This window comes from Idiomarina sp. PL1-037, from assembly GCF_034422975.1.
Lineage (GTDB): Bacteria > Pseudomonadota > Gammaproteobacteria > Enterobacterales > Alteromonadaceae > Idiomarina.
The window spans coordinates 2,638,136-2,664,566 of the sequence record NZ_CP139873.1; the positions used below are offsets into that span (position 1 = coordinate 2,638,136).

Annotated in this window: 25 protein-coding genes; 11 read left to right on the plus strand and 14 right to left on the minus strand. The window is 47.8% G+C overall.

The window, feature by feature from the left end; all coding sequences use genetic code 11:
* Positions 1–97: 97 nt before the first annotated feature.
* Positions 98–1,966 carry a DUF885 domain-containing protein gene (locus U0358_RS12420; RefSeq protein ID WP_322406464.1) on the minus strand — a complete coding sequence of 623 codons (1,869 nt, stop codon included), beginning with the start codon at positions 1,964–1,966 and terminating at the stop codon, positions 98–100.
* 101 nt (positions 1,967–2,067) lie between these two features.
* A complete protein-coding gene (locus U0358_RS12425) occupies positions 2,068–2,364 on the minus strand; it encodes a hypothetical protein (protein ID WP_322406465.1) in 297 nt (98 codons plus the stop codon).
* 135 nt (positions 2,365–2,499) lie between these two features.
* On the opposite strand from U0358_RS12425, the gene U0358_RS12430 reads away from it, so the two are divergent.
* Positions 2,500–3,528 carry a sodium:calcium antiporter gene (locus tag U0358_RS12430; protein WP_322406466.1) on the plus strand — a complete coding sequence of 343 codons (1,029 nt, stop codon included), beginning with the start codon at positions 2,500–2,502 and terminating at the stop codon, positions 3,526–3,528.
* Here the strand turns inward: U0358_RS12430 and U0358_RS12435 are convergent.
* Both U0358_RS12435 and U0358_RS12440 read right to left on the minus strand, forming a co-directional pair.
* The gene (locus tag U0358_RS12435; RefSeq protein WP_322406467.1) at positions 3,525–4,628 is read right to left on the minus strand and encodes a Fic family protein; all 1,104 of its coding nucleotides are present in this window, start codon (positions 4,626–4,628) and stop codon (positions 3,525–3,527) included. The genes U0358_RS12430 and U0358_RS12435 overlap by 4 nt on opposite strands.
* A 128-nt stretch (positions 4,629–4,756) precedes the next feature.
* Positions 4,757–5,395, minus strand: coding sequence for a LysE/ArgO family amino acid transporter (locus tag U0358_RS12440; RefSeq protein WP_322406468.1), 639 nt, complete (start codon positions 5,393–5,395; stop codon positions 4,757–4,759).
* Between the two features lie 88 nt (positions 5,396–5,483).
* Here U0358_RS12440 and U0358_RS12445 point away from each other — a divergent pair, with 88 nt between their 5' ends.
* Both U0358_RS12445 and U0358_RS12450 read left to right on the plus strand, forming a co-directional pair.
* A complete protein-coding gene (locus tag U0358_RS12445; protein WP_322406469.1) occupies positions 5,484–6,059 on the plus strand; it encodes a helix-turn-helix domain-containing protein in 576 nt (191 codons plus the stop codon).
* Between the two features lie 48 nt (positions 6,060–6,107).
* Positions 6,108–6,686, plus strand: a complete 579-nt coding sequence (locus tag U0358_RS12450; protein ID WP_317497667.1) for a 3'-5' exonuclease — start codon at positions 6,108–6,110, stop codon at positions 6,684–6,686.
* A gap of 156 nt (positions 6,687–6,842) precedes the next feature.
* On the opposite strand, the gene U0358_RS12455 is transcribed toward U0358_RS12450, so the two are convergent.
* Entirely contained in the window at positions 6,843–7,685 is an 843-nt protein-coding gene (locus tag U0358_RS12455; RefSeq protein WP_322406470.1) for an HNH endonuclease, read from the minus strand.
* 180 nt (positions 7,686–7,865) lie between these two features.
* Here U0358_RS12455 and U0358_RS12460 point away from each other — a divergent pair, with 180 nt between their 5' ends.
* The 6 genes from U0358_RS12460 (at position 7,866) to U0358_RS12485 (ending at position 17,779) form a co-directional block, all read left to right on the plus strand.
* Complete coding sequence (locus tag U0358_RS12460) at positions 7,866–8,213, plus strand: putative periplasmic lipoprotein (protein ID WP_322406471.1); 348 nt, start codon at positions 7,866–7,868, stop codon at positions 8,211–8,213.
* 34 nt (positions 8,214–8,247) lie between these two features.
* Entirely contained in the window at positions 8,248–10,197 is a 1,950-nt protein-coding gene (locus tag U0358_RS12465; RefSeq protein WP_322406472.1) for an McrB family protein, read from the plus strand.
* Entirely contained in the window at positions 10,197–11,498 is a 1,302-nt protein-coding gene (locus tag U0358_RS12470; protein WP_322406473.1) for an McrC family protein, read from the plus strand. Before U0358_RS12465 ends, U0358_RS12470 begins: the two co-directional genes overlap by 1 nt.
* Positions 11,499–11,718: 220 nt before the next feature.
* Entirely contained in the window at positions 11,719–13,278 is a 1,560-nt protein-coding gene (locus U0358_RS12475) for a type I restriction-modification system subunit M (protein WP_322406474.1), read from the plus strand.
* On the plus strand, positions 13,275–14,564 hold the full coding sequence (locus U0358_RS12480; RefSeq protein ID WP_322406475.1) for a restriction endonuclease subunit S: 1,290 nt from the start codon (positions 13,275–13,277) through the stop codon (positions 14,562–14,564). Before U0358_RS12475 ends, U0358_RS12480 begins: the two co-directional genes overlap by 4 nt.
* Positions 14,561–17,779 carry a type I restriction endonuclease subunit R gene (locus U0358_RS12485; protein WP_322406476.1) on the plus strand — a complete coding sequence of 1,073 codons (3,219 nt, stop codon included), beginning with the start codon at positions 14,561–14,563 and terminating at the stop codon, positions 17,777–17,779. Before U0358_RS12480 ends, U0358_RS12485 begins: the two co-directional genes overlap by 4 nt.
* A gap of 122 nt (positions 17,780–17,901) precedes the next feature.
* On the opposite strand, the gene U0358_RS12490 is transcribed toward U0358_RS12485, so the two are convergent.
* The 9 genes from U0358_RS12490 to smrA form a co-directional block, all read right to left on the minus strand.
* On the minus strand, positions 17,902–19,143 hold the full coding sequence (locus U0358_RS12490) for a hypothetical protein (RefSeq protein WP_322406477.1): 1,242 nt from the start codon (positions 19,141–19,143) through the stop codon (positions 17,902–17,904).
* Positions 19,144–19,203: 60 nt separating this feature from the next.
* Positions 19,204–19,440 (minus strand): hypothetical protein, encoded by a 237-nt coding sequence (locus U0358_RS12495; protein WP_322406478.1) that lies wholly within the window; start codon positions 19,438–19,440, stop codon positions 19,204–19,206.
* A gap of 166 nt (positions 19,441–19,606) precedes the next feature.
* Positions 19,607–20,329 (minus strand): hypothetical protein, encoded by a 723-nt coding sequence (locus U0358_RS12500; RefSeq protein ID WP_322406479.1) that lies wholly within the window; start codon positions 20,327–20,329, stop codon positions 19,607–19,609.
* A 69-nt stretch (positions 20,330–20,398) separates the two neighbouring features.
* Positions 20,399–20,953 (minus strand): rolling circle replication-associated protein, encoded by a 555-nt coding sequence (locus U0358_RS13210; RefSeq protein ID WP_416182988.1) that lies wholly within the window; start codon positions 20,951–20,953, stop codon positions 20,399–20,401.
* A 148-nt stretch (positions 20,954–21,101) separates the two neighbouring features.
* Complete coding sequence (locus tag U0358_RS12505) at positions 21,102–21,332, minus strand: helix-turn-helix transcriptional regulator (RefSeq protein WP_322406480.1); 231 nt, start codon at positions 21,330–21,332, stop codon at positions 21,102–21,104.
* A 103-nt stretch (positions 21,333–21,435) separates the two neighbouring features.
* Positions 21,436–21,969 (minus strand): hypothetical protein, encoded by a 534-nt coding sequence (locus U0358_RS12510; RefSeq protein ID WP_322406481.1) that lies wholly within the window; start codon positions 21,967–21,969, stop codon positions 21,436–21,438.
* Positions 21,962–23,191 carry a tyrosine-type recombinase/integrase gene (locus U0358_RS12515; RefSeq protein ID WP_322406482.1) on the minus strand — a complete coding sequence of 410 codons (1,230 nt, stop codon included), beginning with the start codon at positions 23,189–23,191 and terminating at the stop codon, positions 21,962–21,964. Before U0358_RS12515 ends, U0358_RS12510 begins: the two co-directional genes overlap by 8 nt.
* A gap of 179 nt (positions 23,192–23,370) precedes the next feature.
* Positions 23,371–24,234, minus strand: coding sequence for a YicC/YloC family endoribonuclease (locus U0358_RS12520; RefSeq protein WP_322406483.1), 864 nt, complete (start codon positions 24,232–24,234; stop codon positions 23,371–23,373).
* Positions 24,235–24,263: 29 nt separating this feature from the next.
* Positions 24,264–24,851: a DNA endonuclease SmrA gene (gene smrA / locus U0358_RS12525; RefSeq protein ID WP_322406484.1), complete on the minus strand. Its 588-nt coding sequence runs from the start codon at positions 24,849–24,851 to the stop codon at positions 24,264–24,266.
* 136 nt (positions 24,852–24,987) lie between these two features.
* Between smrA and rph the strand changes: the two genes are divergently transcribed.
* Together rph and pyrE are read left to right on the plus strand one after the other, a co-directional pair.
* Positions 24,988–25,701, plus strand: coding sequence for a ribonuclease PH (gene rph, locus U0358_RS12530; protein ID WP_317497669.1), 714 nt, complete (start codon positions 24,988–24,990; stop codon positions 25,699–25,701).
* Positions 25,702–25,737: 36 nt separating this feature from the next.
* The gene (gene pyrE, locus U0358_RS12535) at positions 25,738–26,382 is read left to right on the plus strand and encodes an orotate phosphoribosyltransferase (RefSeq protein ID WP_322406485.1); all 645 of its coding nucleotides are present in this window, start codon (positions 25,738–25,740) and stop codon (positions 26,380–26,382) included.
* The last annotated feature ends 49 nt before the right edge of the window (positions 26,383–26,431 follow it).

A 26,431-nucleotide genomic window follows, 5' to 3' on the forward strand; every position in this document is an offset into this window, starting at 1 on the left:
AGGTAAAACCTGTTTAAAACAGTGGAAAATGGTTTTGCTATGCTCGGCGCATCACCGCAGAGTTAGTGCGATGATGCGCTGTATTTAGAGAAAAGGCCTAAGAATTTTTCGTTTCGCTAATATAGTCGTTAACGAATTGCTCCAGGATATTAAGCGGAACCGGACCACTACCCAGTACAACATCATGGAACTCACGAATATCAAAGGCATCACCAAGCTCTGATTTGGCTTTTTCACGCAATTCCAGAATCTTGATCATACCAATTTTGTACGCAGTTGCCTGACTTGGCATAACAATATGGCGCTCAACCATTTTTACGGCATCGGCTTTCGCGTTCGGCGTATTGTGCACGTAGAAATCGATACCCTCTTCACGAGTCCATTTCTTGTCATGGATACCGGTATCCACTACCAAACGAACCGCGCGCCACAGCTCCATCGCTAAACGACCAAAGTCGGAGTAAGGGTCTTCATAAAGGCCAATCTCTTTTGGAAGTTTTTCGGTATAAAGCCCCCAACCTTCAGTATACGCCGTGTAACGACCATATTTTCTGAAGCTCGGAATACCTTCCAGCTCCTGCGCCATTGCAATTTGCATATGGTGACCCGGAATACCTTCATGGTAAGCCAATGCTTCCATCTGATACGTCGGCATAGATGACATATCGTACAGGTTGGCGTAATAAATTCCCGGACGTGAACCGTCCATTGACGGCTGCTGATAGAAAGCTTTACCCGCAGATTTCTCGCGGAAAGGTTCTACCGCTTTTACCGTTAAGTCAGCTTTTGGTTTATTAAGAAACAATTCGTCAAGACGTCCACGCATATTATCGATAAAAGCGGTCGCTTCATCCAGGTAACGCTGACGGCCCTCTTCATTACTTGGGTAAGTAAAGTCGTCACTGTTGCGCATATGCACAAAGAATTCCTGAAGGGTGCCGTCAAAGCCAACTTCTTTCATAATGCCGCGCATTTCTTCGTGAATACGGTCTACTTCGTCCAGGCCAATTTGATGAATTTCGTCTGAAGTCAGGTCAGTCGTGGTGGTGCGCTTCAGCGCGTTATTGTAAAAAGCCTCGCCGTCAGGGAATTTCCAGGCGCCGTCTTTGGTACCTGCTTGCCCAGCAATGCCTTCCACTGAGGTGATTAAGCCTTCATACGCTGGTTTTACCGATTCCAGCATCGCTTTTTTCGCCGAATCTAAAAGCTCATCGCGCTGGCTATCATCAATATCTAAGCCGTCTATTTTCTTAGAAAAGTCTGCCCATAACGCGCTGGGTTCACCATCATCAAACGGCGCACCGGTAATGATATTTTCACTGTCGCTAATGACATAAGGGTAAACAAATTTCGGCGCGATAATTCCTTTTTCAGCACGCAGTTCCAGGTTCTCTGCCAACTGATCAAATAACTCGGGCAGGCCATTAAGACGCGCAATATAGTCTTCTGCGTCGCCCACTTCGCTAATACCATGCTGATTAATTAGCAACGAGGCAACGCTGGAGTGCATGCCGAACATTTGATTAACCGGGTAGTTATAGTGACGCCATTTAAAGTCAGCAATGTCGTTTTCCAGCTTCTGCTTCATCAACGTCCAGCTTATTTTAGTCTGCTCATTCAGCTTAGACTCATCAATGGCCATTACCCGTTCCAGCTGAGCTTTCTGAAACTCTAAATCTTCTTTTGCGCGCTCTTCAGAAATATCGTCCCATTTGTCCTGGTCTTCTTTAATACCCAGGTAAGACTGATACATTGGGCTGCGCATGACATTTTCCATAAAAATATCTTCAAACAGCTTATTCGCCTTCTCAGATTCGGTTTGCTCAGCATTCTGGGTAGCATTTTCAGTCGTCGCGGTTTTCGACTCCGCAGTTGCCGTCGTCGCTTCTTCTTTGGAAGCATCAGAGCAGGCTGTAGTCATTAACACCAGCGAAACCGCCAGCGCTATCTTTTTATATTCAAACATGTGTGTTCTCTCCTGTAAGGTTTATAAACTTAATATCTGTTGTAGCACAGTATGTCAACGCAGGCACGACCGCAGGGTAAACTGTTAAGGCAGGCAGCTGCTTATTGCAGTCTATGTTCCCGGCAAGCTTCAATTTGCGCTGCAGGCAAGGTGTCACCTATTACCGGTTCAAGTGCCAACTGCACTTTTGGAATCAGCGCCTGAAACTCTGCCAGCAAAACCTCTTCGCTTACACTCTCGTTAAACACAAGCGTCACCTTTAAGCTTTGCGGAAAGCGCTGGTAGTTCACTTCATGAGTCAGCCAGATAAAGCCCTCATGATCAAACTTTGCGGCTTCGCACATTTGAGTCAGCTCGCGGATTATCTCGCGCTCAAGTTTTTTGTCGTTTTTTCGCATCGCCCACCCCTTTCATAGCATTGTAGCTGCAGGATAACCTATAACAACCAAATTAAGACAGAGCACCACCGCGTTTGACCCGCCTACTCAGCTAGCTATACTCATTTTATCAGTCGTCATAAGGGGCTTTAGTATTTGTTAAACCCTGATAACTGGACGTTATTTCAAGGGCTGGCGGTATTTGGGGTTTGCGCTCTGGTTATCGCTATTGCCGGAACCCGTATTACGCGTATTGTCGATCAGCTTGCTGACCGCACAGGTATCGGTGAAGCCGCAGCAGGCGCGGTGTTACTGGGTGGTACAACTTCTATTGGCGGCTCCGTGCTTTCCGTTACCGCCGCGTGGAACGGTAATGCCGAGTTGGCAATGAGCAATGCGTTGGGCGGTATTGCGGTACAGACCTTCTTCCTGGCTGTGGCCGATATGGTCTACCGACGCGCGAATCTTGAGCATGCAGCAGCATCGGTTCCAAACATGATGCAAAACGCGCTGCTTATTGTCCTGCTCTCACTTATTCTCATGACTCCGCTGTTGCCTGATGTCACCGTCTGGGGACTACACCCTGTGACGCCCATACTGTTTCTTGTTTATATCTACGGTATTCACCTTGTGCACCGGGCGCACGATGCGCCCATGTGGGCCCCGACAAAAACTCGAGAAACGCGTGAAGATAAGCCGGATGACATAAAGCTTATGCCGTCAATGATAAGGCTTACGAGTGAGTTTTTTGTGCTGTTTGTCGTGCTCGGTTTTGCCGGTTACATGCTGGAGCCTTCAGCAACCGTCATTGCAGCAGAAACAGAGCTGACTCAAACGATAGTGGGCGTTATGCTGACGGCCATAAGCACATCAATTCCCGAGTTGGTCACTTCCGTCGCAGCCGTTCGGCGTGGTGCATTGACCCTGGCTGTCGGCGGCATTATCGGCGGTAATGCCTTTGATACCTTATTTACCGCCGCCTCGGATATTGCCTACCGCGACGGATCGATTTATCACACCATGACCGACGGTACCTTGTTCTGGGTGTGCTTAACACTATTGATGTCAGCCATTCTTATAATGGGCCTCATTCGGCGTGAGCGTGAAGGGCCCGGCCGTATTGGTCTGGAAAGCGTACTTATTACGGTGCTGTACCTTGGTGGGGCATGGTTGTTGTTAAGCTAGGTTGAAACCTTATAACGCGTACTTCGCCCCCCACCTTGTGTTTTATACAGCAGCTCTTGTGCAACCATATCCGCCAAATGTCGCGTCGCCGTTGCTTTGCTTACTTTAGCTACCGACTTATACTGCGATGCATTAATGCCGTCCGCAAAATCACCATCCAACAACCGGTTAAGCACCTTTTGCTGATTCGGTTGAACATTTTTATCCGCGTGGTGAGCCCAGAATTTTGCCTTAGCGACAACCCGGTCAATTTTTATTAGAGCGGCATCAACAGCCTCAGCAAGTGTTTGTAAAAACCAAACAAGCCATGGCGTTATATCAACCCCATGTTTCTGGGTATATTCCAGTATGTCGTAATAACCCGTACGATTTGCCAGAATCGCTTCAGACATCGCAAATAACCGAATACTTTGTTTGTCCGCCTGAGCCAGAGCTCTGTCGGTAAGCGCTCGAGTTATGCGACCGTTACCGTCCTCAAATGGGTGTATTGTCACGAACCACAAGTGGGCAATAGCGGCGCGTAATAACGGGTCATAGTGCGGGTCATGATGCGTTTCGTTATACCAATCAACAAAGCTTTCGAGCTCTGGGTCAATAGTGTCTCTTGGTGGCGCTTCAAAATGAACCGTCGGCCGTGTAATAGGGCCAGAAACAATTTGCATGGGTGCTTCACCGCGCAAAACACCGGGTTCTATTTTTTGCATAAGCGACTCATGATGCTCAAACAACCACCGATGCCAATTTAGTAGCCTTTCTAATTTAATTGGCTCATCCAGGTCTGTTACTGCAGATCGCATCAAACTGGCTAACCCTTCCGACGAACCATCTGTTTTCACCGGAGAGTTATCATTGATACCAAGCTGCCGGGCTAAGGATGAGCGCACCGCGTACACATCGACTTTTTCACTCTCTATCGCCGATGATGCAACAATATTTGCCAAGAGCGTATCTAGACTAAACTCAGCGTCATTCTCAACCAGTGCAAATTTACCTTTTAGTTGACCAAGACGATCGTAAACGCCACGCAATAAAGGCGCCAGCTGCTGTTGCTGCCAAACCATGTTCGGCCAGTCTTTATGTTGCCAAAGCCACGCGGTCATTTGCTGATTACCCTTAGTTGCTTGCGTCGTGAGCTGAATAACAAGCCTATTCGGCTCACTATATGAGCCAAATAGTAGGTGTATTCGGCTCATTTTGCAAACTCGAGTGCCTGTGCATCCTCTATCGACTAAAACCAGTACGGAACCACGTCGACTAAAAGGCTACCGGCGATTAGAAACATTACCGCACTGATTAATGCATTAATAATACGCCACGTTTTTGGTTTATTCAGTTTACTAGCGAGCTTTTTTGCAACAAATACTAGTGTGTAAAACCACGTTGCAGAGGCACATAAAGCTCCGGCCACGAACCACGGTCTATAGACTTGCTCAAGGCCAGCGGTAACGCCGCCAACCAGAACAACAGTGTCTATATAAACGTGTGGGTTTAAAAATGTCATTGCAAACGACATCAATAATGCGCTTTTAAGCGATGTTCTTTTGCTTTCCCCTTCATCGATCGATAATCGACTTTCACCTTTTATTGCAGCTTTTAGCGCATTACTTCCATACCAAATTAAGAAAATAGCGCCCGCTAAGCTCAGCATTTGCCCCCAGATGCTTTCAATCGAAAATAGCGCGCCAACGCCAAACACGCCCGCACCAATAAGTAGAATATCGCCAACAAAGCAAACCGTCGCCGCTGCAAACGGATGATTATTCGTTAGCCCGGCTTTTAACAGAAAGGCGTTCTGGCTACCAATTGCGATAATCAATCCACCAGAAATTACGGCACCCATAACGAATACACTGACAAACTCAAACATTATCACTTCCTGCGTTGTTCTAATCGTTTAAGTCAACGATAATGGAAATTATCGTCAGTTTAATATAAAGAAACAAATAGTCAATATAATGACCGATAAAGATAAAACAGCTATTAATGAAGCTATCGCAAAACGCGTTTACACCTTTCGTAAGCAATACGGAATGTCCCTTGATGAGCTGGCTAAAAATGCCGAAATCAGCAAGGGGATGCTAGTGCAAATAGAGAAGGGGCGTGCCAACCCAAGCATAGGGATTCTATGCAAATTAGCCAATGCACTCGCTGTTTCTGTGGCGGATATAGTAGCTGTATCAGACGACCCGAAAGTAACGATTCGACAGCCTCAGGACATTCCGACACTCTGGAATGGTGAACATGGGGGGGCTGCTCGACTGCTTGCAGGTTCAAAGGGCACAATCATGATTGAGTTATGGCGATGGTCTATGTTTCCCAAAGAACAATTTGTATCTGAGGCGCACTCTAAAGGAACCATTGAACTCATTCACGTTGAGGGAGGATGTTTAGACGTTTTGGTGAATGGAGAAACTTATACTTTATCGGCAGGTGACTCAATGACCGCCGAAATGGACGTTGCGCACACCTACCAAAACCGCACTAACGAACCGGTTCACTTCACAATGACGGTCTACGAAAAGTCGAGGTAGAGCTCTCATTGAAAGTTTCTCTTCAAATATCAAATCAGATTTTTACCTATGGACCCGAGTATTGTGAATTCCAACAGGCTTTATCTAATAGTCGACCTTGAAGCCACGTGCTGGGATGGCAATGTTGAAGGTTTAGACCGTAAGCAAACCGTCGATGATATGGAAATTATCGAGTTCGGTTGTGTTATCGCACAATTAGACGGAGCCGTGGTGGACTCCCGATCGTTTATGGTTCGTCCACAGGTACATCCAAAGCTCAGCAATTTTTGTACTCAATTAACCAGTATTACGCAAAGGGATGTTGACTCAGCCCCGGTTTATCAAGACGTAGTGTCTAAGATAAACCAGTGGTTGGAGAATTATGATTTAGCGGCTTGGGGGTCATGGGGTAATTACGACAAGAATCAAATTGGAGCAGAGTTCCGCCGTCATGAACTGTCACCTGAATTCTTCTCACTGTCGCACATTAACATCAAGCAACAATGGCGACAGGGCAAAGTGAATAGTCGTAGCGCTGGTTTAGCCAATGCTATGAAATATCATGGTTTATCGTTTGAAGGAACGCACCATCGCGGCATTGATGATGCGTTGAATATTGCGCGATTGCTGAGGTTTACTGAATTATGAAATCGCACCTGCGGTAGAACCGCAGGCTACGTCAAAATACATCATTCCAGGTTCTGGATCTGAATATTTATAAATCACCTATATTATTGATAGGCATGATAAATCCTATAAACGCGTCTTGATTAGTCACCACTATTGTCACCAACTTAGAATGCTTTATAGAGCAAGTTCAGCCTCAATTAATCTTACCTTATCCTTTAAAGTCTGATTATATTCTTTTCCATCCGTCGCGTAATGAGCCCGCCGGTGACAATTCGGGCAAACGGCAACTACATTCTCAGGATGATCAGGCCCACCATCGGCTAAGCGCGTCATATGATGGCATTCAAGGAATGGACCTGCCTTTGTTTCAAAAGGCGCCGGTTCTCCGCAACCCTCACAGATTCCTTTTGAACGTTTCAGCACATATTGTTTTATCGCTTCTGAACGAAGCTGAGTGATCGAAGCTCGCTCTTTTGGCGTTGGGTCAGGTGAGACTGATGCTGCCGCAAGTGCAAGCTCTCTCAACTCTTTCAAACTAGAGTTTCTCAACTTGGTATCAGTGTAATCGCCATATATCTTCTTAGGTTCATGAACTTGTTCTTTATCAAGAATCGAATCAACAGCAAGATGGAATACAAAAGCGTTTCTTAGGTTACCATCTCGATCAGGCCTCTTCTCTTCGTGATAGTCGATACACTCTGCCTCACCGACAAAAGTGACAAATGGGCTTTTTGAGTCCTGTTTTTCGAATATATACAGCTTTTTCCCGTTCGTTTGGTGATCTCTTATCGCTAAATTCCCTTTTTGCATTTTCATATCACCGACCTGCCCCTCGCCGGTATACATGAAAACCCCATCTACAAAGCCATCGATATACCCGTGTTCTTCGCCACCAGGAGAAGTAAACAAAAAGACAGCTCGGTGGTCTTTTGGTGTGGCTATGCCGCCCCTTTGCTGACCTCCAAACTGCTCATGTATATCAGTTGCACGTCGGTAACTTTTCCCAACTTCAAACATAGATGCCCTTCCATTAACCCTCTATATGAACAGGTTAGCTTTTACGCGGCCGGATGTCTCCACGTCAATATCGTAAATTAGCGTGAGCCCAGATGCACAGACATTGAACGGCCGCATACCAAAATCGTTAATTAATCGTTATAGTAACGTCATACTAACCCAACAAAATGGAGCTTTGTTATGAAGTTTTTCGGCTTAATTATTCCCCTCTTGTTATTAGTTGGCTGCGCCAGCCAACCATCCGCCATGTTCGAAGTAAATTACGGCGATACAAAATCAAGTGTGATTGAAAAGCTCGGTCCTCCGGAAAATCGTCAATTCAAAGAAGATTACGAAGCCTTCCAGTATTGCACGACTGGAACAAGCTTTGGTGCGAGCACGTTTAATATCATTTGGCTACGGAACGGATTAGTCACTGGAATGAATAGCTATACCGTTAATCATGCTGGCATGTGTAGCGGACATTTTCGGCAAATCAGCTGGGAAGACGCGCCCGACCATATAATCGAGATCCGTGAAAAAAATTGATTTCAGGACAAGACAAAAAGCGGAAGACAGCATAATGAGTAAATCTGAAAGTTTTTTAGACTTTATAAATTCGTACTCGCCTGAGACACAAAAAGCTTCGGCTCGATGGTTTCCTCGCTATGAAGAGGCACACCGCCAGTTTGTTAGTGATCCTAACTCTGACCCCTCCTTGGAAAAAATCTGGAGTGTCGGCGATAATTCGGTTGCCAGTATTCGTCAAGGTATTCCATCACGAGAAGAGTACGAAGAGGCAAAAAATTCTTTAGCTGATATCACGGCCGAGATATTCTCAACTCCTTCGCATGCAACGTATTTAAAATCATTATCTCTAATTGAAAAACTTAAAGCCGACGGGGTCTTCAAACGTCGTTATGGGGTTTTAGTTAATCGAGCTTTTGCCGCATTTCACCCTGATAAAGTTACGTCAGCTGTTACTGAGGATGCTTTTAATCAAATCGCTCGACAGCTCAACCAGAAATTCGACTTAAATCTATCACTGAGTGGTGACTGGTTTACAAAAAACATTGAGCTTAAAGACGCGTTGAAAAATCTTCTGCCGGATGACTACGACCCAATCCAGCTTAATGTAGCTTTATGGAACGTATATAAGGAACTTAAAAGCAAAAATAACGCTATCGAGCTTAACGAGCCTACGCCGAGCAATTCAAATTCCTCCCTTCGCACCAACGAGTCCTTGAACCAAATCCTATTCGGCCCACCGGGAACAGGGAAAACATATACGACAATTGAACGTGCAGTGCGAGCTGCAGAGCCAAGCTTCACTTGGTCCAACCGAGATGAACTCAGAACTAGGTACCAAGAGCTTATCCGCAAAGGACGTATCCGGTTCGTAACCTTCCATCAAAGCTTTAGCTACGAAGACTTTGTTGAGGGACTTACCGCACACACTGACAATGGGAACTTAGTCTATGAAAAAAGACTGGGCATCTTCCGACAAATCGTTAAGGCGGCTAAAGAGTACCAAGTTAGCGAAGTTAAAGATGCTGCAACGTCATTTGATGAGTGTTGGGAGGCTTTTTTAACCGAATTAGAAGAACGTAATGAAGGTATAAGCATCAAAACGCGCCGCAGCAACTTCACCGTTACGGAAGTCGATGCCAACACGATTCGCTTCGATAAAAGCCAAGGCCAGTCAGTTCACACGCTCTCTGTCACCACTTTAGAAGCCGTCTTTAATGGCGACCGAGAAATTAAAGGTGGCTTGCAGCCATACTACGAATCGCTCGTGCGTCGATTAAAAGAAATTGGTTCTAAGCTAAACAACAAAAAGGTTGAGCGCCAGAACTACGTGCTCATTATCGACGAAATCAATCGTGGTAACATCTCGCGAATTTTTGGTGAGTTGATCACACTGATAGAACCATCTAAACGATCAGGTGCGACAGAAGCGCTAGAGGTAACACTTCCACTGACCGGCGATAGATTCTCGGTGCCTGATAACCTGTACATCATCGGTACAATGAACACTGCCGACCGCTCACTTGCAGGGCTCGATTTGGCTTTACGTCGTCGCTTCGATTTCATTGAAATGCCGCCCCTTCCTGAAGAACTCAAAGGGGTTAGCGTTGACGGCATTGAAGTTGAAAAGATGCTCGACTTTATCAATCGCAGAATTACGGCGCTACTGGACAAAGATCACTGTATCGGCCATGCCTATTTTATTCATTTGAAAGATAAGTCAGGCATTGTCTTACCCGACCTCGCTGAAATTTTTCAGCAGAAGATCATTCCGCTTCTTCAGGAATACTTCTTTGAAGATTGGCAGCGCATACGTTGGGTATTGAATGACCAAAGCAAGTCGAACGAGCATGAATTTATCATAAAAGATGATGCGATTAATTTTGATGAGCTATTCCCCGGCGATGTGCAGCTAAACTCGCGTGATCGTTGGCGGTTGAATGAATCAGCCTTTGAACAAGCCGAATCTTACAAGCAGATTTATGAAGTAGGTAGTGCTGAGTAATGACGTCTACGGTTGTTGTTCGCGAGTATGCCTATTTGACCACCGCTCCAGTAGCGGCGAACACTCTTGATCGCGCACATATTAGCGAGTCGGTGTTTCGTTGGCTCGTTGAACTTGGGCAACAGTTTCGGCGCAATGGCCTCCCGTTATTTGAACTGGATAGTCAGAAGCTTCTTCGTTTGGATAATTACGTTGGCGTGCTTGAGTCACCCTGCGGAACAGTAATTGAGGTGCTACCGAAGCACACAACAGAACAAACTTCCGCGGCCGAGGCCCGCGCTTTGCTTAAACGGCTAATTAAGACCTCGATGCAGCTCTCAGTGCGCGAAGCCGACTTTGCCGATGTTGAGCGATTTGAAATGCCCATTCGCGAGTGGCTTATTACTTGTTTTTTGAGTGAATTGGAAGTTTTACTCAAGCGAGGACTGCAGTTCGATTATCAAGTTCGAGAGGAAGAAGCCCGCTTCTTACGTGGTCAACTGGATATAGCAAAACAACTGCGCCAGCCGCCCGGAAAAGCGCACGTATTCAATATTCGCCATGATTTATTTTTATCCGATAGACCAGAGAACCGTCTTATAAAATCTGCGCTTGTTGCTGTGTGCTCAGCCACTCAAGACAACGACAACTGGCGGTTAGCTCACGAGATGCTCTCACAACTCCTAAAATTGCCCGAATCGTCGGACCCTAAGGCTGATTTCAAATCTTGGTCAACAGACCGTTTGCTGACGCATTACCGCCCGATTAAGCCTTGGTGTGAATTTATCCTCAACCAACATGTGCCGCTTTCTGTCTCTGGTGGCTGGCGCGGCATAAGCATGCTCTTCCCAATGGAAAAGTTATTCGAGAACTATGTTGCTGAACAACTGCGACGAGCCATCGGCAACAAGGGCACAGTTAGAACGCAGCTTGCTACCGAACACCTTTGCCAACATAAAGGTAAAGGTGTGTTCAATCTTCGACCAGATATTGAAGTTGTTATTGATGATAAGCGCTGGATCATGGATACCAAGTGGAAGTTGCTCGATGTATACAGTGGTGGGTCAACTTACGGGCTGAGCGAGAGAGATTTTTATCAGATGTTGGCGTATGGATATAAAATATTACATTCTCAAGGAGACTTAGTGTTGATATACCCTGCATGGAAAAATTTTCCAAGCAACGAGAACATTTCACCATTTGAGTTTGATAAACAGACGACACTTTTGGTAACCAGCTTCAACTTAAACGATAATACTCGAACTAATGAATTTCGGTGGAACCTAACGTTGGCAAGATCATTTGCAAAGCTGCACAATTAAGTAGACCATCTGCCATGCAAAGCATCAATTTACTGACGGTTAAAACCATACTCAGTCAGTAAGCCTGGAATTTGAAACTCGGATCTTCTTGACCGGATATGAGCGTGCAGATAATTTCGTTAGAATATAGTTAGAATTATTAAAAAATTACTTTTTGATATAACCATAGATTGGAAAGTTGAAAGCTTATCAATAATCAGCATTTATTTAGGGGTACTAAGTGGTTAAAGGAAATGCAGCAAAACGCTTATGGGCAGCAGCTGATCAGTTATGGGCGAATACCGGTCTTAAACCGGCTGAGTTTTCGACTCCCGTACTCGGGCTTATATTCCTAAAGTACGCAGATAAAAAGTATTCTTTAGCCGAGGAAAAGCTCGGTCCGGTTGGATCCGGAGGACGCCGCAAGGTAAGTAAAGATGACTATCTAGCCGAGGGGGTAATCTTCCTGCCTGAAACAGCTCGCTTCTCGCACCTCCTTACGCTTACTGACGGAGACAATATCGGTAAGGCTATCAACGATGCTATGAAGGCCATTGAGGACGAGAACACCGACCTTAAAGGAGCCCTACCGCGAACCTATACTCATCTGGAAAACTGGGTGCTACAGGAGCTACTCAAGCAACTTGCTCCGGTGGATCTATCAGGGGACGCTTTTGGCAAGGTATACGAATATTTCCTCGGCAACTTCGCCCTGAAGGAAGGCCAGAAGGGCGGTGTTTTCTACACTCCGGAGTCGATTGTTAAACTGATTGTGGAAATCATAGAGCCCTATCACGGGCGCATCTTCGACCCGGCCTGTGGGTCAGGCGGCATGTTCGTCCACTCGGCAGACTTCGTGGAGCGTCACCATAAGACCGCGATGGACGAAATCTCGATCTTTGGCACGGAGAAGGATCAGACCACCGTCAACCTCAATAAGATGAACCTCGCGGTTCATGGCCTCTCCGGCGATGTACGGGTGTCCAACACCTACTACGAGGATCCTCACGGGGCGGTCTACAAGAACGGTGACGGCTTCTTTGACTTCGTGATGGCCAATCCCCCGTTCAACGTCTCGGGAGTGGACAAGGAGCGTCTAGATGGCGACCCCCGGTTCTCCTTCGGTGTCCCGAAGACCGACAACGCCAACTACCTCTGGATTCAGCTCTTCTATGCCTCCCTCAAGCCGACCGGACGAGCTGGCTTCGTTATGGCCAACTCGGCAGGTGATGCCCGAGGCAGCGAGCAGGTGATTCGCCAGAAGCTGATCGAGTCGGCTGCCGTGGATGTGATCGTCTCGGTGGGATCGAACTTTTTCTACACAGTCACGCTTCCCTGCACCCTATGGTTCTTTGACCGCGCCAAGAGCAAGACCGATCGTGGAGATAAGGTACTGTTTATTGATGCCCGCCATATGTATAACCAGATCGACCGGGCGCACCGCGACTGGCTGCCGGAGCAGATCGAGTTCCTAGCCAACATTGTTCGCCTTTACCGTGGCGAAGCAATCGAGCTGGATCAGGGTAGTGAGACGCTGCTGGCCGAGAAGGGGCTGGCCGAGGGCTATGCCGATGTGCCTGGGCTCTGCAAGTTAGCGACTCGTGATGAAATCGAGGCGCAGGGCTGGTCGCTGAACCCAGGTCGATATGTCGGGGCAGCGGTAAAAGAAGCCGAGGACGTGGACTTCACTGAGAGGTTGGAGGCGCTGGCCGAGGAGCTTGAAGTGTTAAGTCTTGAATCTGCCGAGCTACAAAATACAATCTCCCAAAACGTCGCGTTACTTTTGGAGAAATCCATATGAAAAGCGAGGTGACTCTGCGCTTAGGTGATGTGGCGTCAGTTATATCAGGGTATGCGTTCAAGAGTTCAGTATTTGGCGACCAAGGCGTACCAGTAATAAAAATCGCCAACATCAGGTCGGGCTATTTGGATTTCTCGGATACACAAAAAGTTGATGAAGAGAACTTCGAAAAACTTAATGAAAAGTACCGCGTAAACCCCGGCGATATTCTGATATCACTCACAGGCTCTCATGTGACTCAGCCAAAGTCAGTAGTTGGCAGAGTCGCACAAGCACCACAGGGGTTGAATAAATGTCTGCTCAATCAGAGAGCCGGGAAAGTCATCTTGAAGAGAAAGGATAGATGTGATCCTGGCTTTTTGTACCGGTACCTGACCGCTGCTGCCGCTCAAGGAGCAATTGCATCTATGGCCAGTGGAGCGGCCAGCCAAGCTAACGTTAGCCCTAGTCAAGTTGAGTCTCTCCCTCTGGTTTTACCTTCACTGGACAAACAGCAGCGCATTGCCTCCATCCTCTCTGCCTATGACGACCTCATCGAGAACAACACGCGCCGCATCGAGATCCTTGAAGAGATGGCCCGGCGGCTGTACGAGGAGTGGTTCGTCCACTTCCGCTTCCCTGGGCATGAGGAGGTGAGGTTCAAGGAGAGTGAACTTGGGTTGATTCCTGAGGGGTGGGAGGTTGTTCAGCTCAACGAGGTTTCCGAATACATCAGTCGGGGCATTTCGCCCAAGTATGCCCAATCGGACTTTAAGGTGATAAACCAGAAGTGCATTCGTGACAATCGGCTGAACATGGCCCTTTCTCGCGAGCAGGTTAAGAAAGTTCCTGAAGCCAAGTATGTGAGATTTGGGGATGTGCTAATCAACTCAACAGGCGTGGGGACGCTTGGGAGAGTGGCCCAGGTGTATGAGCAGCTAGAAAATGCAACGGTTGATAGTCACGTTACCATCGTTAGACCGTTGCCAGAAATTGACTTTGATTTTTTCGGAATAGGCCTTCAAATATTGCAACCATACTTTGAAAGCTTGGGCGTAGGGGCAACTGGCCAAACCGAGCTTTCTCGAGTTCGGGTTGGGGAGACACCTGTCATTGCTCCACCAGCTGAATTACAAAAGAAATTCGGTGAGCTGGTTGAACCGATGCGACGCGCCTGTATTAAGTATGGTGTGAAAAACACTAACCTCCGCGCCCAACGCGACCTGCTCCTGCCCAAGCTGGTCTCCGGTGAGGTCGACGTATCCGATATTCCCATACCCGACGACAAGGAGGTCGAAACCGCATGACGCCGCCGCCATCCCCCGCTTATGCCTACTCTGAGGACTCCCTGGTCGAGCAGCCCGCCATCAAGCTGTTCGCTGACCTGGGCTGGAACACCGCCAATCTTTACGGAGAGTGGTCAGGGACGGTATCAAGTGAGGGACGGCAGATCCAGCAGGATGTGGTGCTGGTGCCTCGGCTGCGGCTGGCGCTGGAGAAACTCAACCCTGAGTTGTCCGCCGATGCGCTGGAGAAGGCCATCGAGGAGCTGACACGCGACCGCTCCAAGCTACTCCCGGTGAATGCCAACCGGGAGATCTACCGGCTGCTCAAGGACGGCGTGAAGGTCGAGGTCTCCGAGGAGGATGGCGGCACCGCTATCGAGACGGTACGGGTGATCGACTGGAGCGAGCCCGAGAAGAACGACTTCCTGCTGGCCTCGCAGTTCTGGGTACGGGGCGAGCTGCACACCCGGCGCACTGATCTGGTCGGCTTCGTCAACGGCTTGCCGCTTCTGTTCGTGGAACTGAAGACCAGCCATAAAACCCTCAAATCCGCCTATGACGGCAACTTGACCGACTACCGCTCGGTGATCCCTCAGCTGTTCACTTATAACGCCGTGGTGATGCTTTCCAACGGCTCCGAGACCGTGGTAGGCGGCACCTTCTCCCCTTGGGAACATCTCTTCGAGTGGAAGCGGATCAACGACGAGGGCGAGAAGGGCGTAGTGTCCTTGGAGACCGCCATCCGGGGTATTGCCGAGCCGGCGCGGCTGTTGGACATCGTGGAGAACTTCACGGTGTTCGAGGAAGCCCAGGGCGGCACCATCAAGAAGATCGCCAAGAACCATCAGTACCTTGGGGTGAACAAGGCCATCGCCGAGCTGCAACGGAGTAAGAGCCGTCCTGCCGGTGAGGCTGGTCGGCTGGGGGTCTTCTGGCATACCCAGGGCTCGGGCAAGTCGCTCTCGATGGTCTTCTTCACTCAGAAGATCCACCGCACCATCCCCGGCAACTGGACCTTCGTGATCGTCACTGACCGCAATGAGCTGGACGAGCAGATCTACAAGACCTTCGCCGCCACAGGGGCGGTCAACGAGGTAGAATCCCACGCCGAGAGCGGCGGCCATCTCAAGCAGCTTCTCAGCGAGGATCACCGGTACGTCTTCACTCTGATCCAGAAGTTCGGCACCAAGCAGGGTGAGACCTACCCCAAGCTATCCGACCGGCGGGACATCATCGTCATCACCGATGAGGCCCACCGCTCACAGTATGACACTCTGGCAATGAACATGCGGACGGCGCTCCCCCATGCTGCCTTCCTGGGTTTTACCGGGACTCCGCTCATGGCCGGTGAGGAGAAGACCAAGGAGGTATTCGGCGACTACATCTCGGTCTACGACTTCGGACAGTCCATTGCTGATGGGGCCACGGTGCCCCTCTATTACGAGAATCGAATCCCTGAACTGCAACTGATCAACGAGAACCTCAACGACGATCTGACTCGGCTGCTGGAAGATGCCGAACTGGACGAGGATCAGGAGAAGAAGGTCGAGCGAGTGTTCGCCCGTGAATACCACCTGATCACACGCGATGACCGCCTGGAAGCCATCGCCGAGGATTTGGTGCAGCACTTTGTTGGTAGAGGCCACCAGGGCAAAGCGATGATGGTCTGCATCGACAAGGCCACTGCCGTGAAGATGTACGACAAGGTTCAGACCCATTGGAAAGACTACCTGGCCCGACTTCAGGCTGATCTGGCATCGGCTCCCAAGGAGCAGCGGGATGCTCTCAAGCACAAAATCAAGGTGCTGGAGACGACCGATATGGCCGTGGTGGTCTCCCAGGGGCAGAACGAGGTGAAGGAGCTGGCGGACAAGGGGCTCGACATTCTGCCTCACCGCAAGCGCATGGTGGAGGAAGACCTCGATGAGCAGTTCAAGGATCCTGATGGACCGCTGCGGTTGGTGTTCGTCTGTGCCATGTGGATCACCGGCTTCGATGTGCCGTCCTGCTCGACTATCTACCTCGATAAGCCGATGAAAAACCACACCCTGATGCAGACCATCGCCAGGGCCAACCGCAAGTACCCCGGCAAGGAAGCGGGCCTGATCGTGGACTACGCGGGTGTCTTCAGGAAGCTGCAGGAGGCGCTGGCCATCTATGGTGGGGCTTCATCAAAGGTAGCTGAGCCGAGGCCAGGATACGGAGATGAGCCACCGCAAGACGGTGATACACCGATCCACCAGAAGGCCGAGCTGGTTGAGTACCTCAAGCACCTGCTCGCCAAGGGGATTACCTTCCTGACCGAAAAGCAGATTGACCCCGAGGCGATCAAAACGGCTGGAGGCTTCGATAAGGTTGCCTTGCTGGACGATGCCCGCGAGAAGCTACTGGATAGCGAGGAGACCAAAAAGGCTTTCCTGAACCTCGCCAGGGCCACCTCCCGAGTCTACCGAGCCATCCTCCCGGATCCTTCAGCCAATGATCTGGCCCCCGATGCGGTGCTGCTGTCCGTGCTGGCCCAGAAGATTAAGGCGCTGGAGCCCGAAGTGGACATCTCCCAGGTGATGAAGGACGTGGACGACCTGCTGGATCAGTCGGTCGCTCCGGTGCCCTACGTTATCGAGGATACTGATGAGGAGAAGCTCTTCGATCTCAGTCAGATCGACTTTGAGAAGCTCAAGGAGCGGTTCAATAAGGGCAAGAAGCGCACCGAGGCAGAGAAGCTGCGGGCGCTGCTGAACCAGAAGCTGGAGAGCATGGTCGCCAAGAACCCCAGCCGTACCGACTTTATGGAGAAACTGCAGAAGCTGATCGAGAGGTACAACTCGGGCAGCTTGAACATCGAGGCTTTCTTCCAGCAGCTGATGAAGTTCACCGAGGAGCTGCAGGAAGAAGACCAGCGGGCAATCCGTGAGGGACTGACCGAGGAGGAGCTGGCGCTGTTCGACATCATCACCAAGCCAGCACCGGAGATGACCGACAAGGAGATGGCCCAGGTGAAGGCTATGTGTCGGGAGCTGCTGGAGACCCTCAAGAAGGAGAAGCTGGTGCTGGACTGGCGGAAGAAGGCCCAGGCCAAGGGCGATGTCCGCCGTACCCTGGAGATCGTATTTGACCAAGGGCTGCCGAAGAGCTTCGATGAGACGGTCTACAACGAGAAGTGCGAGGCTGCCTTCCACCACCTGATGACCAGCTACTACGGTGGTGGACACAGTGTCTATTCAGCCAGGTATTAAATTACTTCCTATACGTTGCTGTAGGAGAGATAAAATTCTGTTTGCTTTTCAAGCTACTCAATTTAATTTTGTTAATTGATTACTAATCGGCAGTGTTGTTTGCTAAAAGCTCATCTCAATTTTCAACTAGTCCACCAAGCCCCTATCAATGCGATCATTCCAAATAGAGCAAGCGAAATTTTGATAAAAATTCTAAATCCCCTTATTTCATAGAGCTTTACTAAAAACTGGGCGTTAGACACTCTCGAATAGTACTCTTTAGTGGCTAGATAAAGAATGAAGGCAAAAATAACAATCAGAAGAGGCCAAAACCATGATAAGTTGCCAGCCAATTCCACTTTAGGAGACCTTTGAAAATTAAAATTTGTAAATCCCCAAATGGAAATGAGTGCAAACCCCAACCATACTTTTGATTTTGCTTTTATAGTTTCAACTTTTTGTTCAGCTCTCGTAATTGTATATTCTTGAGATTCAAAGGAAGTTTCTACATTTTCTAAATATTTTTGCTCTCTATCGCGCTCCGACTCATCTATCAGGTTTTCTCTATACAACGCAATTACTAATGACTTAGCGTAGCCGATTATACCTTTAGCATTGTTAGACTCGTGCAGCCTGTTATCAATTCTTTGGGTTCTGCTAAGTGAGGTTAGTTCACGCTTAAGTTGACCAAGTAATCGAAGACCACACCCTGATGTTTCAGGCGTGATAGTGGTCAAAGAATCTTGTTCATCAACGTGGTGCCGATGACTATGGATTGAATACTTTAAATAATAAAATGCCTGTCGGGCTAACAGGTACAAACTCTCATCATCGAGTTCATCACCACCTTCGTTTTGCTCAATTCTAATCAAGCCAGTAGGCGTTACATTGAACTTAAACGAAGCTTTAAAACAGTCACTGTGAAGACCTGTAATAGAGGGAGGGTCATTGATTTGGCTATCAAGCTTATCAAACTCTGAACTAATATTACTTTTAGTTAGCTCATGAGAAATTTGATGGACCGAAACGTCATGAACTTTGTTTTTATCCGCTGGTTCAGCTTCCTTCGGATATAGCAGAATATTACCGCTTAAACTTCTACAGTCCATATGATCGGAGACCGAGACTTTCGCTGTAACAAAGACTCGAAAAGCTCCTAATGATTCTTCATGCTCATCAGTGTCTCGCCAATTAACTCTTGATTGAAGAACGATTAGTCTGTCGTGCTTGCTCGACACTCCCGATGCAGAATGATTTAGCTCAATAATTCGCTCATCACTGATTTTCTTGTCTGTAAATCCACCTTTAATACCGACCTTCATTAGCCCGAAATCAAGGTTACCGTTTACGCAAGGAATCCATCCTATATATTTATGTTTATGCATAAAAAATCCCGTCTAGTTGACGGGATCTTATTGTAATAATTAGGTGCCAGCAAGCAAACTTTATGCTAAGCGTTTAAACCACGAGTCGCTGGGCTTTTCATCATGCACTACACGCCGCTTGTTAGTTTTATCAATGACGATTCCATGACATAAACCAGAACCAGACGGGGTGACGCCATTTTCGCGCAGTTCAACCTCTCGGCGCTTCATAGCCCGAGATTTCTTATATAGCGCTACTTGGAAGCCCACATACACTGCGAGACAGCCAACTACAAAAAAAATTAATGCGTCAAACATGTTTCTTCTCCCTTACCTACCCCGTCAAAACGGGCGCCCGAAGTTACCACAATCTAGGTCATTAGTCGAGCGACTGTACTCTTAAGATGGTTTCTAAACTTTTCGTTGTCAAGTGCTTTACGGTGAACGGTGACAATGCGCTCGACGTCTTGGTATAAATCAATGGCTACGGATCAGGATCATTCCATTCAACTCGATCAGGATCGATTCGCCGAATTGGAGTGGCGGTGAAAATATCGTCTGTTCGCTCGATTCTATATCGCCAACCGTACTGCATCATATGTCCTGCTGTGTTAATAAACCTGTGAATACGATATTGTTTACGAACCCCATTGAAGTTTACCGGAATTGTGGAAGCCCAATCTAAGGGCCGAGTCGGTTTAGCTGTGGACTCTACCACTCCTGTTTGACCCGCCATCTCTATTGTTCCGTAATAGTGGCTTGCGGCGAAATCGGAACGCATCTTTACTTGACTACCAACTTTTATAACTACCGTTTCTGGGACTTCATCAAACGCTTTCTGTGAACCGCAAAATTTCTTGTAGTCGATTTGAGATACGACCTTACCACCAATCTTTCTAGTCTTATCTCGCCCTTGTATTCTTATGTGTGATGTTTTATACGGTCCAAAATTCTGCAATCTTAAAGCGAATTTCGCCTCACTATCCCCAACTACCACCAAGTAATGCGTTCCCGGTATTAATGCAATTCCGTTAGAGTCACGCACTTTGTGAACAGCCATGTACCGAATCACACTATTGCGCTTTACTCGCACTCTAATCTCGTTCTGAAAGCTAAAACCTTCAACTTTCCACTTTGTTAAGTCTGAGAGCGTTACAATGTCGCCAGCTTGCACTCTGAATTGCTTCTCGTGTGAGATACCTTTCATTTCAAATCCTTTTGTTCAACTAAAACTTGTCAGAAATTTAGGAATTAGGCCGAATCGCCGCAGTTAGGTTCAGTGTAACTCGGTCAATGAGATGCTAAACCTTCGCACATTGCTCAATTTGACTTCCTTTCCTCTAAGTTTCGCTAGATAACTTAGATGCCACACCACCTGGAATAGTTCTTCAACGCCAGACCTGTCTAGATTGTAGTATTTTATAGCTGTGTATCGTCCATAATGTTGCCAATAATGTTTAATCCATTCAGTCAAACGGTAAGATGAGTTAACCCTGCTGCCGTCTAGTGCAATCACTAAATGGTAATGCGGGGTTTCAGCAGAGTGAATTTCACGAGCCCAGCATATGGCTATTCTTCTAGAGTAATGCTCTCGACAGATTTTAGTTTTTATCCGACACAGAAAAAGACTCAATTGCTTATTATTCGGTTGCGATGTATTACAGGATAGGTCAAACCGGAAAAGAAATACTTTTCGATGATGGGATAGCATCCATAGTGGTACATCAATGACTTTACGTAGGATTTGAGGATCTAAACTACTCCCACGCGCATTGACTTGCCAGTCGACACCTCTGTGATGAAACCAAGTTTCCTTATTATTTTGAGCCATAATACACCCATAGATATTATTAATTACCTAGTCGATTGCCCGTGCACTATGCTCCTCCATGAGCCACAGCTATTGCGTTAGGTCTAATAATTGAATGATAAAAAAATTGGGTTGATGCCCGTAACAGTCCGATAGTGCCATCGGACGATCAAATCAGTCCGTTTTCGGACACTTGATCAATCCACTTTTCGAGATCGCTCAAGCGCCATGCTACGGAGCGCGTACCGAGATGGACACGTTTAGGAAACTTGCCTTGTTTTTCAAGCTCCCAACGTCGCTGACGTGCTAACCCAGTAATCGCTCTGCACTCGCGTTCACGGACTAAACGGTCTTTAGGTTTTCTTTGTACAGGTATGAAGGTTGTGGTTTGTATTTTCATCTCTTTGCCTCTAACTGGTTGTGAATGTCAGGGGCAACTTATCCGACGGGAATCGGTGACATGCGCGCAACTTCAATGGTCACCGTGGGGTTGCGCGCACCTTTTATGAATTTTTTCTGATGGCGTCGTAAAAGAAGTTTTTACTCGCTTTGAAGTTTCGGTTCGCAGGGGGTTCAGGACTTCCGTGAAGGTTGCCTTCCTTCTCATCCTTAGGCTCACCATTTGATTCGCGTTCAAACTTCCTATCTTCCAGGTAAAGCTCTAGAAGCCATCCATCAGCACTATTGTTTCCATTTTTCTTCAGGCGCACAAACTTCTCGTTACGGAGCCGCCATTGCTTATCCTGTTCATATTTATCCTTTGCCCATTTTCTTAGTTGTTTTTTATATTCATCTAGCGAACGATGCCGTTCCATAGCCGCATTTCTTGGCTGATTTTTTCGTTTCACATTATCCGAGAAAACTGGTTCAACCGAGTCATAAACAGTGCCAGCTTTCTGCCGTAGCATTTCAATCTCGCTCTTTAGCAATTCAGCCTCGCGCTCAAACCCAGCATCTTTAATCTGCTGCAAACTTTGCTCTATTTGCGCCAATCTGAGAGCATTGGGCCCTTTAATAAACTCATCACGTTTACTCATTACCACCTCCATGTAGCAAAGGTTCTAAAAGCTCTGCCACCTTGGTATTTGCTTCTCTACGCTCTTCTAGGTAATCATGTTGATTGTATACTTTGAGAACTCCTCGCAACTCATGGTTCAAGCATCGCTCAGCAATATTGTCTGGTATTTTTAATTGTGCAAGTAGCGTCCGATATGTCCTACGAAGATCTTGAACGGTGAAATAATCAACTCCAGCGCTTCCGAGCACATTTGGATAAGGTTGCTTCTTACTATCAACTTTTTGGCCAAAAAGTTTAGCTAAAGCGTGATTAAGTGTATCGTCAGAAATATATTCTCGCCTCTTACTTCTGCGCCGAGCTGGGAAAACACACTGAGACCCGGCGCAACGTACCCTTAACTCTTCAATTACAGGCATTAGTTGGTCAGGAATGGGCACCGTGATTGGTTTGCTTGTTTTGTTTTCGGGAAAGAACCAAGTTTGGTTCTCTAGATCAATTTGCTCCCATCGTGAGGAGGTAATTTCAGTCTTCCGACAACCAAGGTGGATAAGCAATAAAAAGGCAAGATAATTATCGCGAGTGAAAATATCTTGATTATCACGGAAAACGGTGAATGCAGAGCGAATTTCATCTAACGATAAAAACCGTTTTCGCGGCTCGTAATTTTGACCAACATCAACGCCAGTGAAGTGAATCGCTGGATTACTGGTGACTAAATTAAGTTTAATTCCGTGGTTAAACATGCGCTTTAAAATGCTCAATGCACGAGACGCAGTAGTTTTATTGCCGATTTTCCTAAGTTCATCGAGCGCAGTACGGATATCTATCGGAGTGATATCTCTTATTGAATATTTACCCAGGCGACTTTTTATGTGATTTCGATAAACTCGCTCATCATTACCAGGATGTTTAACCTGACTTTTGACTGACCGCTGGAACCAATCATTAAACAAATCATCCACCGTGTGAATAAGCCCACCAGATTCGCGACGGCGCTCAAGCTGAGGGTCAATCCCATTCTTAACTTTTGAGCGAATTGCAGCAGCTTGGATCTTGGCGTCAGCCAACGAGCAGATCGGATATCCTTCCGGCAAAGTGATGGTCTTACGCCTTCCTGCGTAGGTATATCGCACAAACCATGAAGCAGTACCTTGTTCAACTCTGAAATAAAGCCCGTCACCAACACTTTTTCGAACGTCCTCTCCGGCTCTAACAAGTGCTTTGATCTGACTACTGTTCATGACTATCTCCATGTGGTGACAAAACCTAGCGATGGAGACCCCATAAACACTTTGTCACCACCCTTGTCACCATAATATAGCGGACAATCACGAACATTGCATTACCGTTAGATACGAAAAAGGCCGCAACCACGCGACCTTATCCAAACTTAGCACACTTAACAAAACTTAACATGACCCTATTCAATGTTCTGGATCTGCTCTCTCATCTGCTCTATCAAAACTTTAAGCTCCACCGCAGCAGCGGTAATGTCAGAGTTGATCGATTTAGAGGCCAGGGTGTTTGCTTCGCGGTTGAACTCTTGCATCATAAAGTCCAGACGACGTCCGCAAGGGCCACCTTTTTTCAATATTTTGCGGGCTTCTTCCACGTGCGCGTCTAAACGATCGAGCTCTTCGGCTACGTCGGTTTTCTGCGCCAGCATGACCATTTCTTGCTCAACGCGTTGTGGGTCCAACTCTACCTTGGCTTCTTCAAAGCGAGTTAGTAAGCGCTCACGTTGCCACGCCATCACTTCTGGCATACGTTCACGAACAAAAGCCACCTGGGTGGTCACTCCGTCTAAACGTTCCTGCAGCATTTTATCAATGGCTGCGCCTTCGCTTTTGCGGTTTTCGATAAAGTCGTTGGTGGTCTTTTCCAGTGCGGCCAAAACGTCTTTTTGCAGCTCGTCCATGTCCTGATCCTGAGCAGCAACAACGCCCGGCCATTTTAGAACGTCAATAGGGTTTAACTGCCCGGCAGCGGAGTGCTGGCTCACCCATTTGGCGCTCGCAATCACACTTTTGGCAAGGTCTTCATTAATCGACAAGGCGCTTTGTTGGGCTTCGTCTACCTGCAGGCTCAGCTTGCACTCAACTTTGCCGCGCTGCAGCTTTTTACGAAACTGCTCACGTAGCGAATTTTCCAGAGAGCGGAAGGTTTCCGGTAAACGGAAGTAAGTTTCCAGATAACGTTGGTTAACTGAACGAATTTCCCAAACTGCGGTGCCCCAGTCGGCTTTTTGCTCGTAACGAGCATAACCGGTCATACTTTGAATCATGTCGGTTCCTTTAAAACGAATCGTTTCTGTTACCGCTTAGCGTGCTTTTCACGGTTCTTTTGTTTCTGTTCGGCGTTCTTTTTCATCATTATGTAGGCTGCGCCGCGGCCTCCATGGGGTCGCTGTGCGCTATGAAACGCCAGTACCGGCTCAAGCTCGCGCAGCCACTTATTCACGTAACTTTTTATCAGTGCCGGATGAGGCTTTGTGTGCTTGCCCATGCCGTGAATGATCAACGCTGTACGAACTCCGGCTGCATGACAGTCTTTCACAAAATTAAACAGTGCCGTGCGCGCCTCTGCCAATGTATGGTGGTGCAAGTTCAGGCTGGCTTCCATAGTATAGCGCCCCTGCTTCAGCCGTTTATACACTCCAGCCTGCACGCCGTCGCGATGAAACTCAATAACGTCATCCGGCTCAACTAAGTCCACATACTCGGTCGATAAAAAGTTTTCGTTTTCAGCCTCTTCCGCCTCAGCGGCGCGGCGACGCTCTTTTTGCGCCAGCGTTGGTTCAAAAGCCTGCTTAATATCCGCGACCTCTTCACCCGCCAAGGGCGTTACGTCAGTCATTTCCTGACGAAACAACTCAAATTCTTCATCATCTGAACGCGACATACAGCCTCCCGCTCATATTCTTTTGCTCGGTCTAGTGTAATACGTTGCTGCGCGAATCGCGATCCATTAATCGTCCAATTCTGCTACAATTGCGCTCAATTTATACATTGCGACATTCACTCAGTAAGGAGATGACATGCGTCCAAGTGGCCGTACGGCACAGCAAATTCGACCGGTAACCATTACCCGTAACTTTACCAGACACGCAGAAGGCTCGGTTTTAATCGAGTTTGGCGAAACCAAGGTGCTTTGTAATGCCTCGGTAGAAAGAGGGGTTCCGCGCTTTTTAAAAGGTAAAGGTCAGGGCTGGGTTACCGCTGAATACAGCATGTTACCACGAGCAACCCACACCCGTTCTGCCCGCGAAGCTTCCCGCGGTAAGCAAGGCGGTCGTACCTTAGAAATTCAGCGCCTAATTGGCCGTTCACTGCGTACCTGCATCGACATGAGCGCCTTAGGTGAGCACACCATTACTATCGACTGTGACGTCATTCAGGCCGACGGCGGCACACGTACCGCGTCTATCACCGGCGCTTGCGTCGCCTTAGTTGACGCACTGAACTGGATGCGTGCGCAAGGTATGGTCAAAGTGAACCCGTTAAAAGAAATGGTCGCAGCAATTTCAGTCGGTATTTTAGATGGCGAACCGGTCAGCGATCTGGAATACATTGAAGACTCAAAAGCCGATACTGACATGAACATTGTTATGACAGAAGCCGGCAAGTTTATCGAAATTCAGGGCACAGCCGAAGGCGAAGCCTTCAGTTTTGACGAAATGAACAGCTTAGTCGAAATGGCGCGTCACAGTATTCGCGAGTTAATTGATATTCAGAAACAAGCGTTAGCGTAAGCTTAAATATAAAAGCAGGCGAGGAAAAATCAGGCAATGAAAGCGTATCAAAAAGAGTTTATTGAGTTTGCCATAGAGCGTGGCGTATTAAAGTTTGGTGAATTTACCTTAAAGTCCGGGCGTACCAGTCCGTACTTTTTTAATGCAGGGCTTTTTAATAAAGGTTCTGACCTCGCCCGCTTAGGCCGCTTCTATGCCGCCGCGCTGGTCGACTCCGGTATCAGTTTTGATGTGCTTTTTGGCCCTGCTTACAAAGGCATTCCAATTGCCACCGCCACAGCCGTCGCCTTGTATGACCAGCATCAGCAGGACACCCCTTATTGCTTTAACCGTAAAGAAAAGAAAGACCACGGCGAAGGCGGTAACCTGGTGGGCTCTGCGCTGGAAGGCAAGGTGATGCTGGTGGATGACGTGATCACCGCAGGCACAGCTATTCGCGAAGCCATGGAGATTGTCGAAGCTAACGGTGCCGAATTATCCGGCGTGCTCATTGCTCTGGACCGTCAGGAAAAAGGCAAAGGCGAACTGTCGGCTATTCAGGAGGTTGAGCGCGATTTTGGCGCTCAGGTGGTTAGCATTGTAAGCTTAAATGATGTGATCAATTTCTTAAAAGATGACGACGCCTTTAACGAATATCTGCCCAAAGTTGAAGCGTATCGCGCCGAGTTCGGCGTCGCCTGAAGAAATGGAATATCGGAGAATAAGAGTGCGCCTGACGGTTGCAAGGGGT

Coding starts and splice junctions, on each gene's coding strand:
- U0358_RS12420 (WP_322406464.1), bottom strand. CDS start 1,966: ATGTTTGAATATAAAAAGATAGCGCTGGCGGTTTCGCTGGTGTTAATG.
- U0358_RS12425 (WP_322406465.1), bottom strand. CDS start 2,364: ATGCGAAAAAACGACAAAAAACTTGAGCGCGAGATAATCCGCGAGCTG.
- U0358_RS12435 (WP_322406467.1), bottom strand. CDS start 4,628: ATGACCGCGTGGCTTTGGCAACATAAAGACTGGCCGAACATGGTTTGG.
- U0358_RS12440 (WP_322406468.1), bottom strand. CDS start 5,395: ATGTTTGAGTTTGTCAGTGTATTCGTTATGGGTGCCGTAATTTCTGGT.
- U0358_RS12445 (WP_322406469.1), top strand. CDS start 5,484: ATGACCGATAAAGATAAAACAGCTATTAATGAAGCTATCGCAAAACGC.
- U0358_RS12450 (WP_317497667.1), top strand. CDS start 6,108: ATGGACCCGAGTATTGTGAATTCCAACAGGCTTTATCTAATAGTCGAC.
- U0358_RS12455 (WP_322406470.1), bottom strand. CDS start 7,685: ATGTTTGAAGTTGGGAAAAGTTACCGACGTGCAACTGATATACATGAG.
- U0358_RS12460 (WP_322406471.1), top strand. CDS start 7,866: ATGAAGTTTTTCGGCTTAATTATTCCCCTCTTGTTATTAGTTGGCTGC.
- U0358_RS12465 (WP_322406472.1), top strand. CDS start 8,248: ATGAGTAAATCTGAAAGTTTTTTAGACTTTATAAATTCGTACTCGCCT.
- U0358_RS12470 (WP_322406473.1), top strand. CDS start 10,197: ATGACGTCTACGGTTGTTGTTCGCGAGTATGCCTATTTGACCACCGCT.
- U0358_RS12480 (WP_322406475.1), top strand. CDS start 13,275: ATGAAAAGCGAGGTGACTCTGCGCTTAGGTGATGTGGCGTCAGTTATA.
- U0358_RS12485 (WP_322406476.1), top strand. CDS start 14,561: ATGACGCCGCCGCCATCCCCCGCTTATGCCTACTCTGAGGACTCCCTG.
- U0358_RS12490 (WP_322406477.1), bottom strand. CDS start 19,143: ATGCATAAACATAAATATATAGGATGGATTCCTTGCGTAAACGGTAAC.
- U0358_RS12495 (WP_322406478.1), bottom strand. CDS start 19,440: ATGTTTGACGCATTAATTTTTTTTGTAGTTGGCTGTCTCGCAGTGTAT.
- U0358_RS12500 (WP_322406479.1), bottom strand. CDS start 20,329: ATGAAAGGTATCTCACACGAGAAGCAATTCAGAGTGCAAGCTGGCGAC.
- U0358_RS13210 (WP_416182988.1), bottom strand. CDS start 20,953: ATGGCTCAAAATAATAAGGAAACTTGGTTTCATCACAGAGGTGTCGAC.
- U0358_RS12505 (WP_322406480.1), bottom strand. CDS start 21,332: ATGAAAATACAAACCACAACCTTCATACCTGTACAAAGAAAACCTAAA.
- U0358_RS12510 (WP_322406481.1), bottom strand. CDS start 21,969: ATGAGTAAACGTGATGAGTTTATTAAAGGGCCCAATGCTCTCAGATTG.
- U0358_RS12515 (WP_322406482.1), bottom strand. CDS start 23,191: ATGAACAGTAGTCAGATCAAAGCACTTGTTAGAGCCGGAGAGGACGTT.
- U0358_RS12520 (WP_322406483.1), bottom strand. CDS start 24,234: ATGATTCAAAGTATGACCGGTTATGCTCGTTACGAGCAAAAAGCCGAC.
- smrA (WP_322406484.1), bottom strand. CDS start 24,851: ATGTCGCGTTCAGATGATGAAGAATTTGAGTTGTTTCGTCAGGAAATG.
- rph (WP_317497669.1), top strand. CDS start 24,988: ATGCGTCCAAGTGGCCGTACGGCACAGCAAATTCGACCGGTAACCATT.
- pyrE (WP_322406485.1), top strand. CDS start 25,738: ATGAAAGCGTATCAAAAAGAGTTTATTGAGTTTGCCATAGAGCGTGGC.